We start from the raw sequence: 14014 nt of genomic DNA, 5'->3' as shown, positions 1-14014 counted from the left end.
ATGCGTTGCCGTTGAATGCTTCGGGGAAGTTGGATCGGAAGTTGTTGCCGGAGCCGGTGTTCGAGGCCGCGGTGTTCCGGGCTCCGGTGACGGCGGTGGAGGAGATCGTTGCGTCGGTGTTCGCCGAGGTGTTGGGTGTTGATCGGGTGGGTCTCGATGACGATTTCTTCGAGCTCGGCGGCAACTCCCTCAACGCCACTCGCACGATCAAGCGAATCGCCGATGCTCTCGATACCGAACTTTCGGTTCGAGTTCTGTTCGAAGCGTCCACGGTGCAGGATCTCGCGGCACATGCCGAAAGCCGGACCGGTTCGGGTGGGCGATTCGCGCTGACCGCTGTCGAACGGCCAGAGCGGATTCCGCTTTCGTTGGCGCAGCAGCGTATGTGGTTCCTCAACCGATTCGACGGGAGCGCTGCTGCATACAACATCCCGATGGCGCTGCGCCTTCAGGGTGATCTCGATGTCTCGGCGCTGAGCGCGGCCATCTCTGATGTGATCGGGCGGCACGAATCACTTCGAACCGTCTACCCGGAAATCGGAGACGGTCCGGTGCAGGTCGTCAAGCCCGTGTCGAGTTGGTCGGACGAAATCGTCGCAGAACCGACCGGCGTGGACGAACTCGAAGGTGAGTTGGTCGCGCTGGCGTCGACGCGCTTCGACGTCACACGCGAGATCCCGATTCGTATCCGGTTGTTCCAGTTGGCTTCCGACGAATACGTACTCGGTGTCGCGATTCATCATATTTCCGCCGACGGTTCCTCGATGGCACCGTTCGCTCGAGATGTCGTGACCGCATACGCCTCGCGGGTTGCCGGGTACACACCGTCCTGGGCTCCTCTCGACGTTCAGTACGCCGACTACAGCCTGTGGCAGCGAGAGGTGCTGGGCCGTGAGGAAGACCCGGGATCTATCGCTTCGCAGCAGATTGCGTACTGGAGCGATGCTCTCGCCGGGCTGCCTGATCAGCTTGCACTTCCAGCTGACCGGCCGCGCCCCGCGACGCAGTCCTTCCGCGGCGGTTACCTGCACTTCGATATCGATGCAGAGTTGCATGCTCGGCTGAGCGGTCTTGCCAGGGCAAACAATTCGACGCTGTTCATGCTCACGCACACTGCGTTCGCGATGCTGTTGGCTCGACTGTCCGGAACCGAGGACATCGCGGTGGGTACGCCCATTGCCGGACGCGGTGAGCGGGCACTCGACGATCTCATCGGCATGTTCGTGAACACCTTGGTGTTCCGTACGCAGATCGACAGCGGTGCGCCGTTCCTCGACCTGCTCGGACGTGTCAGGGAGACCGACCTTCAAGCGTTCGCACATTCGGACGTTCCGTTCGAGCGACTCGTGGAGGTGCTCAACCCTCCGCGTTCGACCGCTCGTCATCCGCTCTATCAGGTCGGCTTCCTGTTCCAGAACATGGAAACCGGAGGGCTCGAGCTTCCGGGACTCACCGTCAAGGGCGTCGATATCGACAATGGGGTCGCGCAGTTCGATCTTCAGTTGATCGTCAGTGATCGTTACGACGCCAACGGATCTGCAGCCGGCATCACGTCGATGTTCAGCTACGCGCATGATCTGTTCGACGAGTCGACCGTGCAGGACTTCGCCGATCGATTCGTGCGATTGCTCGGGGAGATCGCGTCGGATCCGTCGTTGACCGTAGGCGACTTCGCGCTGATGGATTCGTCCGAGAGCGACCGGATCCTGAACCGCTGGAACGACACCGATCACCCCGTCCCGGGAGCCACTCTGGTCGAACTGTTCGACGAGCAGGTCGGTTCGAACCCAGGTGCGGTGGCATTGGTCGCCGGGAACACGTCGCTGACCTACGCCGAGTTCGATGCACGTGTCAACCGTCTCGCACGCCATCTGATTGCAACCGGTGTCGGTCCTGAGTCGTTGGTCGCGTTGGCAATCGAGCGATCGGTCGAACTGTTGGTCGCCATGTACGCGGTGGTGAAGGCAGGTGGTGGATACGTACCGATCGATCCGAACCACCCGGCCGATCGCATCGAGTACGTGTTGACCATGGCAGATCCGGTCTGCGTCCTCACTACCTCGACCACTGCGAAGAATCCGGCGTTCGGTGATTCTGTGATCGAGATGGACACGATCGATCTCGCGTCCTACGCGGACGCGACGGTTACCGATGGGGATCGCAGTGCTCCACTGCGAGCGGACAACACCGCCTATGTGATCTTCACGTCGGGATCGACGGGGCGGCCGAAGGGCGTCGCGATCTCGCATCGGGCGGTGGTCAACCAGATTCTCTGGAAGCGCGATCAGTACGGCCTGGACCGATCCGATGTGATGGTGCTCAAGACGGCGGCAACCTTCGACCTCTCGGTCTGGGAGTTCTGGTCGGCACTGACTTCCGGTGCACGACTGGTGATCGCCGAACCTGAAGGTCACAAGGACCCGAGCTACCTGCTTGACCTGATGACGCGGGAGAAGGTCACGACGCTCCACGTGGTGCCGTCGATGCTCGCGATGTTGCAGTCGGCGTCGGAAAATAGTCTTCCGGAATCGCTTCGTCAGGTGCTCGCGATCGGTGAAGCGTTGCCGGCCGCGACGGCCACCGAGTTTGCAGAACTCAGCGACGCGCAGTTGGTGAATCTGTACGGTCCGACCGAGGCCGCGGTCTCGGTGACAGCGCACGTCGTCGGTTCGGACGATACGACGTCGGTGCCGATCGGTGCCCCCGAATGGAACACGCAGGTGTTCGTGCTCGACACGCGTTTGCATCCGGTCCCCGTCGGAGTCACCGGGGAGCTTTACCTCGCCGGTGCCCAGCTTGCTCGCGGCTATCACGGGCGCGCGGATCTGACGTCGGAACGATTTGTGGCCAACGTCTTCGGTGACGCGGGTTCGCGGTTGTACCGCACGGGCGACCTCGTCCGGTGGACGGAGAACGGCGAACTCGACTACGTGGAGCGCGCCGACTTCCAGGTCAAGATCCGTGGCTACCGCATCGAACTCGGTGAGATCGAAGCGCTTCTTCGCAAGCAGGCCAGCGTGGACTCCGCTGTGGTGGTGGCCAAGTCGGATGCGCGTACCGGTGATCGACTTGTCGGCTACGTCGTTCCTCAAAGCGGGGAAAGCATCGATGTCGAAACCTTGAAGCGGACTCTTGTGGCTGAGTTGCCGAGTTACATGGTGCCGGCGGCATTGATGGTCTTGGACGAACTACCGCTCAACATCAACGGCAAGGTCGATCGCAAAGCCCTGCCCGACCCCGAATTCGAGGCGACCGAATTCCGTGCGCCGACCAACCCCGTCGAAGAGATCGTGGCGGGTGTGTTCGCTGACGTACTCGGTGTGGCGAGGGTCGGACTCGACGACGACTTCTTCGAGCTCGGCGGAAACTCTCTCGTCGCGACGCAGGTCGTGTCGAGGCTGGGTGAGGCGTTGGACGCGCAGATTCCGGTCCGCGTGATCTTCGAGGCGTCGACTGTCGGGGCATTGGCGTCGAGGGTTCTCGAACACGCGGGATCGGGTGGCCGCCCACCGTTGGTGGCCCAGGTGCGTCCGCACGAGATCCCGCTGTCGTTGGCGCAGCAACGTATGTGGGTGCTCAATCAGTTCGACAAGACCTCGGGTGCGTACAACATCCCGGTCGCGATCCGGCTGTCCGGCGCTCTCGATGTCGACGCACTTCACTCCGCGGTGTCGGATCTGATCGAGCGTCACGAAGTGCTCCGGACGGTATACCCGGACCGGGGCAACGGACCGGTTCAGATGATCCTGCCTCGCTCCGCAGCGACGGTAGGACTGGAAGTGATCGCAACCGACGAAGCGTCTGTCGCCGAGCAGGTGGCTGACACAGTTCGCGAGGGCTTCGATGTCACGACAGCCGTTCCGTTGCGAATCCGTCTCTTCGAGGTCGACGAATCCGAGCGGGTCCTCGTCGTTGTCATTCACCACATCAGCGGTGACGGCTTCTCGATGGCTCCGTTGATCAGAGACACCATGGTTGCGTACACCGCACGTACCGGCGGGGAGACGCCGGAGTGGGCTCCGCTCGAGGTGCAGTACGCCGACTACACGCTGTGGCAGCGTGATGTCCTCGGATCGCCGGAGGACGCGGACAGTCAGCTGGGCCGTCAACTCGCGTACTGGGTGAACGAGCTCAAGGGCACTCCGGAGCTTCTGGAACTGCCGACCGACCGGCCGCGGCCGGCGCGGGCCAGCATGCGCGGTGCGGAATTCGAGTTTGCCGTCGATTCCGAGACCACCAACCGGCTTGCGACGATCGCACGGGAGCAGAACTCGACAGTCTTCATGGTGGTTCACACTGCCCTGGCCGTGCTGCTGGCGAAGATGAGTGGATCGAACGACATCGCAATCGGGACGCCGATCGCGGGTCGAGGTGAGCGGGCGCTCGACGATCTTGTCGGGATGTTCGTCAACACGTTGGTCTTGCGAACAGAGATCGCGCCTGCTTCGACGTTCGTCGACGTTCTGGCACACGTGAAGGACAAGGACTTGTCGGCATTCGCCAATGCCGACGTACCGTTCGAGCGGTTGGTCGACGAACTGGGGCGAGAGCGCTCTCACGCATACTCGCCGCTCTTCCAGGTCATGCTCACCTTCCAGAACATGGCTCTCGGTACGTTCCAGCTCCCGGGCCTCGAGCTCTCTGCGGTCGACAGCGGTTTCGACCAGGCGATGTTCGATCTGCAGCTCACCGGTATCGAGCAATTCGACGATGCCGGGGTGCTGTCCGGGCTGAGGATGCGTTTCACCTATGCGACCGACCTGTTCGACGAATCGACCATCGCGCTTTTTGCGGCGCGATTCGGGCGGGTGCTCGAAGAACTGGTGACCGATCCCGGGGTCGTGATTCGCACGATCGACATCGTGACCGAGCAGGAACGCGAGGAAGCGAGCGCTGCCGAGCCGAAGTCCGCGGCAGACCTACCCGAACTGGCAGCCGCAGCGGCGGCCGCCGATCCTGAGGCAATTGCGTTCACCCACGGTGATCAGGCTGTCACCTTCGGTGAGTTGTCGACCAAGCTCGTTGCCATGCGTACCGCCATGGGGGCTGCTCTCGCCCCCGATGCTCTGGTTTCTGTGTCGCTCGCCGGACTTGTTCCGGGCATCCTGCCGGCACTTGGCGTCGACGGTCTCGCCACACTTGTGAGCTCGGTGGTAGCTGACGCACAGTCGGTGTCAGCGGGCCGTGGGGGTACGGCCGGGTAACATTCAGTATTTGCCCAGTGAACGCCTCCGGCCGAGCAGAACGCTGTGCTCGGCCGGGGCGCACTTCACGAAAGTCAGTTGGAGGAAGTGTAGATGTCCGTCGGTATTCCGGGACCGCAGTCGCTGACGATCGAAGATCTGCCGAAGTTGGTGGCTGCAGTTGCGGCGGTAGATCCTGATCGTGTGGCTCTGAGCCACGGTGGAACCGAAATCAGCTACGGACGACTCAATGACGAGTTGGTCACTCTCGACACCGCGATGGGTGGGGCATTGGGGGCGGATGCCCTGGTTCCTGTTGTCGTTTCCACGGTGCTGCCAGAGCTGATCGGCAGCGAGGCCGACGGTCTCGGCGCGGTGGTCGACCGTCTCATCACCGACGGCACTTCGATCGTCGAGGTCGCGTCGGAGTCCGATGCACACGTGACCCTCGCAGGACTCTTCGACGAGCAGGTCGAGCGGACGCCGGATGCGCTCGCGCTGGATTACGCCGGAACGCAGCTCACCTACGCGCAGTTCGACGCGCGAGCGAACCGCCTGGCCCGTGAACTCGTCGCGGCAGGTGTCGGACCGGACAGCCTCGTCGGTCTCGCGATGCGTCGATCGATCGATCTCCTCGTCTCGATGTACGCGATCGTCAAGGCCGGCGGCGCGTACGTTCCACTCGACCCGGATCATCCTGCCGACCGTCTCGCTTACGTACTCGAGATCGCGAAGCCCACGGCTGTGCTCACACGTACGTCCGATGCCGTGGTGCTGCCGCACGGTACGCCCACGCTCGACGTCGACACCCTCGACTTGTCGGGTCGTGCCGAGACAACTGTCACCGACGCCGACCGGTTGGCGCCGCTGCGCGCGGACAACACTGCGTATGTCATCTTCACGTCCGGATCGACCGGACGCCCCAAAGGCGTTGCAGTCTCTCACCGTGCCATCGTCGCGAACCTGCAATGGCGTCAGACCGAGTACGGATTCACTGCCGACGACGTGATCTTGCAGAAGACGCCCTTCACTTTCGATGTGTCCGTGTGGGAGTTCTTCTGGCCGCTGCAGGTCGGTGCATCGCTGGTGATCGCGGAACCCGACGGACATCGTGATCCGGTGTACGTGGCTCGCACGATGATCGAGCGCGGAGTGACGGCGGTGCACTTCGTGCCGTCGATGCTCGCCGTGTTCGTCGCCGAACCCCTTGTTGCGCAGGTCAAAACCCTTCGCTACGTGTTCGCTTCCGGTGAGGCGTTGCCGGCTCGAACCGCGGCACGTCTGCGCGAGGTCAGCAGTGCTGGACTCCACAATCTGTACGGCCCGACCGAGGCTGCCGTCGACGTGACTTATTACGAAACCGGTGAGCGAGATCAGGTGTCCGTGCCGATCGGCGCGGCCGTGGCAGACACCGAACTCCTGGTGCTCGACGACGCGCTCCGGCCGTCGCCTTCAGGAGTGGCAGGAGAGCTCTATCTTGCCGGGATTCAGCTGGCCAGGGGATACGTGTCGCGTCCCGATCTCACGGCAGACCGTTTCGTGGCTCGGCCGGGCACTACCGACGGATCGCGGATGTATCGAACCGGAGACCTGGTGCGTTGGCGCGGCGTCGGAGCGAACCGCCAGCTCGAATACATCGGTCGCACTGACTTTCAGGTCAAGCTCCGCGGTCTGCGCATCGAACTCGGTGAGATCGAGGCGGCACTGCTCGATTGTGAAGGTGTTTCCCAAGCCGTGGTGATCGTCCATTCGGACGAAACGATCGGTGACAACTTGGTCGCGTACATCGTCGGCGAGGGCATCGATTCAGAGATTCTGACGTCGTCGCTGGGTGAACGGCTACCCGACTACATGGTCCCTGCCATGTTCGTCGAACTGGACGAGTTTCCGCTCAATGCCAGCGGCAAGCTGGATCGAAAAGCCTTGCCCGCACCCGAATTCGTGTCGAAGACGGTCGAGTACCGCGAGCCTGCGACACCCACCGAAGCCGGCGTGGTCGCGATCTTTGCCGATCTACTCGGGCAGGATCGGGTAGGGGCAGACGACGGCTTCTTCGAGCTGGGCGGCAACTCGTTGCTCGCCACTCGCGTGGTTGCGCGGATCAATGCCGAACACGGCATCTCCATCGACATGCGCAACTTCTTCGACGCACCCACCGCCGCAGAACTTGCCGTCTTCATCGACGAAGCGAAAATCTCAGAAGACCGCAAGGCTCACGTTCCCCTGATCCCTCGCGAGCGCCCCGAGTTGGTTCCGCTGTCTTTGGCGCAGCAGCGCATGTGGTTCCTCAACCGATTCGAACCAGAATCGGCAGTCGACCACATTCCGGTCGCGCTGCGTCTCAGCGGAGCGCTCGATGTCGATGCCTTGCAGGGCGCGCTCGAAGATTTGATCGAGCGGCACGAGATCCTTCGAACCGTGTACCCGGAGGTCGACGGCGTCGGATATCAGCGCTTGGTCGACCTTGCAGCCGTGGTACCGAACCTGACTCCCATACGGGTAGACGAGTCGGCGATCGTCGAGCGCGTGACCGACTTCGTTACCCCGGGGTTCGACGTGACCACCGAGGTTCCGATTCGGGCGGCACTCTTCCAACCCACCGCCGACGAATTTGTCCTCGTGTTCGTCGTCCATCACATCAGCGGTGACGGGTTCTCCATGGGACCGTTGACCAAGGACATCGTTTCGTCCTATGTGTCTCGGACACAGGGAATTGCGCATGATCTGGCTCCGCTGCCCGTACAGTTCGCCGACTTTGCACTGTGGCAGCGCGAAGTTCTCGGCAGTGAGGACGACCCGGATTCTCTGATCACTCGCCAGGTCGACTACTGGCGCCACGCGTTGGCCGGTATCCCCGATCAGCTCGATCTTCCGTCGGACCGCCCGCGCCCGCGCGTCGCGTCGAACCGGGGAGCCGGGCACACATTCACGATCGAGCCTGACCTTCACCAGGCTCTCAATCGAATTGCGCTGGACAACAACGCATCCCTGTTCATGGTGTTGCACAGTGCCGTGGCGATTCTGCTGGCGCGGTTGTCCGGGACTTCGGACATCGTGATCGGCACACCGGTCGCCGGTCGAGGCGATCAAGCTCTCGACGACCTGATCGGAATGTTCGTCAACACACTCGTCCTCCGCACGGAGGTTGATCTCGAAGCTTCGGCACGGGACATGATTTCGCGGGCGCGCGAATCCGACCTCAGCGGCTTCGGGCACGCCGATGTGCCATTCGAACGACTGGTGGAGGTACTCAACCCCGCCCGGTCTCAGGCACGGAACCCGTTGTTCCAGGTGATGCTCTCGCTGCAGAACTTGGGACAGAGCATGCAGCAAAGTCTGGAGGTTCCGGGACTGCGCATTTCCGGACTGGACGTAGAGTCGTCGGCCGCGAAGTTCGACCTCCAATTCACTGTGTGGGAATCGGACACCGCGGACAAGGTCGGTGGTTTGACCGTCGCACTGGTCTATGCGACCGACCTGTTCGACGAGTCGTCTGCCAAATCAATCGGAAAGCGGTTGATTTCAGTTCTCGAAGCAATGGTTGCCGATCCCTCGGTGCGGGTTGGCGATGTGGATATGTTCGATTCGGGTGAGCGATCTTTGGTGCTCGAGTCGTGGAATGGCACTGCGCATGAGGTTGCGGATGTGTCGTTGGTGGACGTGTTCGATGCTCAGGTGGAGGCGTCGCCGGATGCGGTAGCTGTGTCGTTCGAGGGTGTTTCGCTGTCATATGCGGAGTTCGATTCGCGGGTGAATCGTCTTGCCCGGTACCTGGTTTCGGTGGGTGTGGGGCCGGAGTCGTTGGTGGGTGTTGCGGTACGTCGGTCGGTTGATTTGTTGGTTGCGGTTTACGGCGTGCTCAAGGCTGGCGGTGGGTATGTTCCGGTAGATCCGGATCAGCCTGCGGAGCGCAATGCGTACGTGTTGGAGTCGGCGTCGCCGGTATGCGTGATCAGTACCTCTGACGTTGGATTCGATGCCGGTGTGGTGCCGGTGGTCGAGGTTGATGTTGTTGATGTGTCTGGTTTTTCGGATAACCCTGTTTCGGATATTGATCGGGTCTCGCCTTTGCTGTCGGGGAATTCGGCGTATGTGATTTTCACGTCGGGGTCGACGGGACGTCCGAAGGGCGTGTCGGTTTCGCATGCGTCGATTGTGAATCGGTTGGCGTGGATGCAGGACGAGTACGGGTTGGATTCGTCGGATGTGGTGTTGCAGAAGACGCCGTTCACGTTCGATGTGTCGGTGTGGGAGTTGTTCTGGCCGTTGCAGGTTGGTGCTCGATTGGTGGTGGCCGTGCCGGATGGGCATCGTGATCCGCGGTATTTGACGTCGGTCATTGTGGGGGAGGGTGTGACGACGGTGCATTTCGTGCCGTCGATGCTCGAGGTTTTCGTGACGGATTCGTCTGTGGCTGGGTGTGTTTCGTTGACTCGGGTGTTCGCGTCAGGTGAGGCGTTGCCGGCGAGTGTTGTTGCCGACGTGTGGGCTGTGTTGCCGGGTGTCGGGGTGCACAATTTGTATGGTCCGACCGAGGCTGCGGTGGATGTGACGTTCCACGAGGTGGTGCCGGAGGATGTTCTGGGGGTGCCGATCGGTGCTCCGGTATGGAATACGCAGGTGTTTGTTCTGGACTCTCGATTGAGTCCGGTGCCGGTAGGTGTTGCGGGTGAGCTGTATCTGGCGGGTGTTCAGCTGGCTCGTGGATATGTGGGTCGGCCGGATTTGTCGTCGGATCGATTTGTGGCGAATCCGTTCTCGGGTGATGGTGGGCGGATGTATCGCTCGGGTGATGTGGTGCGGTGGACTGCGTCGGGCGAGTTGGAGTACATCGGTCGTAGTGACTTTCAGGTGAAGTTGCACGGTTTGCGGATCGAGCTCGGTGAGATCGAGTCGGTGATTCGTGAGCACGAGTCGGTGTCGTCGGTAGTTGTGGTTGTGCGTGAGGATGTGTTGGTTGCGTACGTTACGGCCGCTGGTGGTGTGGTGGACGTTGACGAGTTGAAGAGAGTTGTTGCGGGTCGGCTGCCGGGTTACATGGTGCCGGCGGTGGTGATGGTGCTGGATGAGTTGCCGTTGGGTGTGTCGGGGAAGTTGGATCGGAAACTTCTTCCGGATCCGGTGTTCGTGGCGCGCGAGTTTCGGGCACCGTCGAGTGTCGCCGAAATCGCTGTGGCCGGCGTCTTCGGAGATGTTCTCCGGTTGGAACAGGTCGGTCTGGATGACGACTTCTTCGAGCTCGGCGGAAACTCTTTGGTCGCAACGCAGTTGGTGGCTCGCGTAGGTCAAGCGCTCGACACTCAGGTTCCGGTGAGAGTGTTGTTCGAGGCTTCGACCGTCGAAGGTTTGGCAGCGCAGGTTGAGTTGATCGCAGGGGCAGGAGGGAGGGCCGCGCTCGTGGCCCGCCCACGGCCGGCGTTGATCCCACTCTCACTAGCTCAGCAGCGAATGTGGTTCCTCAGCCGCTTCGATCCTGATTCTGCCGTCAATAACATTCCGATCGCATTGAATATCAAAGGCGCCCTGAATGTTTCGGCGCTGAGTCATGCGATTTCGGATGTAATCGAACGTCACGAGTCGCTACGGACCGTCTACCCGGAGCAAGGTGGGCAAGGGCAGCAGGTAGTCCTCCCGTCGTCCGAGGTGCCGGTTGAACTGACACCGAAGGTCATCGACGCCTCACGCGTTTACAACGAACTTCTGAGTTTCGCGCTCCAGGGTTTCGACGTGACGTCAACCGTTCCGGTTCGCGTCGGGTTGTTCGAACTTGCTGAGAATTCGTACGTTCTGGCCTTCGTTGTGCATCACATCGCAGCGGACGGGTTCTCGATGCGTCCGCTGACTCGGGATGTCATGGTTGCCTACGCCGCTCGGGTTTCGAACGGCGTTCCGAATTGGACTCCGCTCGAGGTGCAGTACGCCGATTATGCACTCTGGCAGCGGGAGGTCCTCGGCGACGAGGACGACCCGAATTCGTTGATCTCGGCTCAGCTGGACCACTGGCGCTCCGTCCTCCGTGATTCTCCGGAAGTGCTTGCGTTACCAGCTGACCGATCCCGCCCGGTCGTCGCCTCGAATCGTGGCGCTACGTATCGCTTCTCCGTCAGCGAAGAGATTCGGTCGAGCTTGGACTCACTCGCACGCGAGCGGAACGCGTCGCTGTTCATGGTGATGCATTCGGCCCTCGCCGTGCTTCTCGCAAGGTTGTCCGGTACCAGTGACATCGTGATCGGTACTCCGGTTGCAGGGCGAGGCGAAAAGGCGCTCGACGATGTGATCGGTATGTTCGTGAATACGCTGGTCCTGCGGACTCCTGTCGACCTCGCCAGTCCGTTCAGTGCACTCGTCTCGGCAACGCGGAGGACGGACCTTCAGGCGCTCGGCAACGGCGATGTTCCGTTCGAGCGATTGGTCGAGGTACTGGACCCCACCCGATCGCAGGCACATCACCCGCTGTTCCAGGTCGCGCTGTTCTTTCAGAACATGTCCCAGGATGCGTTGGAGCTTTCGGGGTTGGAGGTGTCGGGCCTCGAGTTCGATGCCGGTATCGCGAAATTCGATCTTCAACTTACTCTCGCTCCCCGTGTCGAAGATGCGCTCGAAGACGGCATGTTCGCCGAGTTCGCATACGCCACAGATCTGTTCGACGAGTCGACGATTCGTGGATTCGCAGATCGGTTCACCAGGATCCTCGAGCAGGTGGTCGTGGATCCGTCGATCACTGTGGGTGACATCGATCTGTTGGAGGAGACCGAGCGCGAGTCGCTGTTGACTGCGCGCAACTCCACCGCACGTGACGTCGGGAACAGTGAGACATTGGCTTCGCTGTTCGACACTCGCGTTGCGTTGGCGCCCGATGCTGTTGCCGTGGTGTTCGACGGCCAGTCGCTGACCTATGGCGAGGTGTCCGATCGTGTGAACAAATTGGCACGCAAGCTGATAGACGATGGTGTTGGGCCCGAGTCGTTGGTGGCCTTGGCGATGCGTCGGTCGCTCGATCTCGTAGTGGGTATGTACGCGGTGATCGCCGCGGGCGGAGCCTACGTGCCATTGGATCCCGATCACCCCGCCGAGCGGATCGGGCACATCCTCACGACGGCCGATCCAGTCTGTGTGCTGTCGACGACGAGGGACGCTTTCGTAGCGCCGAACGGCGCCGACGTGCTGTTGATCGATGCTGCTGACCTCTCGAGCTATTCGCCTTCCGTCGTTTCCGATGCTGATCGTCGTGGACGACTGCGTGATGTGAATGCCGCCTACGTGATCTTCACCTCGGGTTCCACGGGCAAGCCCAAGGGCGTTGCGGTCTCGCATCACGCCATCGTGAACCAGGTCCTGTGGATGCAGGATCAGTACGCCATCGGCACAGAAGATGTCTATCTGCAAAAGACTGCAACGACATTCGACGTCTCGTTGTGGGGATACTTCACCGCGCTTCTGTCCGGTACGAGAGTGGTGCTGGCATCTCACGACGGACATCGAGATCCCGCGTATCTGGCTGGTCTGATCGAAGATCATCGGGTGACGCTGACGGACTTCGTTCCGTCGATGTTGACCGTCTTCGCGGCTTCGGTTCCAGAGCAGGCGTTGGTGTCGCTGAGGGACGTCTTCGTGATCGGTGAGGCGTTGCCGGTGGAGACGGTACGTGCATTCGCTCAGGTTTCGTCTGCAAGCCTGCACAATGTGTACGGCCCAACCGAGGCTGCGGTCTCGATCACCTACTACGAGGTCGATGGATCGGAATCGACAGGGATTCCGATCGGGGTGCCCGAGTGGAACTCGCAGGTCTACGTGTTGGACAGTCGGTTGCAGCCGGTGCCGGTAGGCGTTGCAGGTGAGCTGTATCTGGCCGGTGATCAACTGGCGCGCGGTTACGTCGCGCGACCCGATCTCACCAGTGATCGATTTGTCGCGAACCCATTTGTGGAGGCGAGCGACACGAACGGTGAAATCAATCCCGGTGGCAGTCGGATGTATCGCACCGGGGACCTGGTGTGGTGGAACACCGCAGGCGAACTCGAGTATGTCGGGCGTACCGATTTTCAGGTCAAATTCCGTGGTCAGAGGATCGAGCTGGGTGAGATCGAGTCAGCTCTGCTGGCGCATTCGACGGTAGCTCAGTGCGTGGTCACTGTGGCATCCACCGATATGGGCGATCAGCTGGTCGCATATGTGATCGCTGTCCCGGATTCTGTGATCGACGTAGAAGTCCTGAGGAATGCGCTTCCTGAATCGCTACCTGTCTACATGATTCCGAACGCGATCATGGTCTTGGACGAGTTGCCTCTGAATTCCTCTGGGAAGTTGGATCGGAAGTTGTTGCCGGAGCCGGTGTTCGAGGTTGCGGTGTTCCGGGCCCCGGTCACGCCGGTAGAACAAATTGTCGCTTCTGTTTTCTCGGCGGTACTCGGGGTCGAGCGAGTGGGTCTGGATGACGATTTCTTCGCACTCGGCGGAAACTCTTTGATTGCTACTCGAATGGCAGCGCGGTTGGGGCAGGCGCTCGATGCGCAGGTTCCGGTGCGGGTGTTGTTCGAGGCGTCGTCGGTGGAGTTGTTGGCTGCGCGGATGGAGTCGGAGATCGGTTCGGGTGCGCGGGCGGCGTTGACTGCTCGGGTGCGTCCGGAGCTGGTGCCGTTGTCGTTGGCGCAGCAGCGGATGTGGTTCTTGAACCGTTTCGATACGTTGTCGTCGGCGAACAATATTCCGGTGGCGATTCGGTTGTCGGGGTTGTTGGATGTGGCGGCGTTGGATGCTGCTGTGTCGGATGTTGTTGCGCGGCATGAGATTTTGCGGACGGTGTATCCGGAGGTCGACGGTGTCGGCTTCCA

At 61.3% G+C, this 14014-nt stretch carries 2 protein-coding genes; both read left to right on the top strand.

Features of this window, described 5'->3' with window-relative positions; translation table 11 throughout:
* The coding region (locus B0E55_RS30835) for a non-ribosomal peptide synthetase (protein ID WP_133053479.1) at nucleotides 1-5204 on the top strand (5204 nt) is incomplete at its 5' end.
* 93 nt (nucleotides 5205-5297) lie between these two features.
* Nucleotides 5298-14014 (top strand): non-ribosomal peptide synthetase (locus B0E55_RS30830; protein WP_133053478.1); only part of this gene is annotated, 8717 nt, incomplete at its 3' end.

This window comes from Rhodococcus sp. 66b (genome assembly GCF_002076325.1).
Taxonomy (GTDB): domain Bacteria; phylum Actinomycetota; class Actinomycetes; order Mycobacteriales; family Mycobacteriaceae; genus Rhodococcus_F; species Rhodococcus_F erythropolis.
Note: the sequence above shows the minus strand (reverse complement) of the source record. Positions and strands in the feature narration are given on the sequence as shown.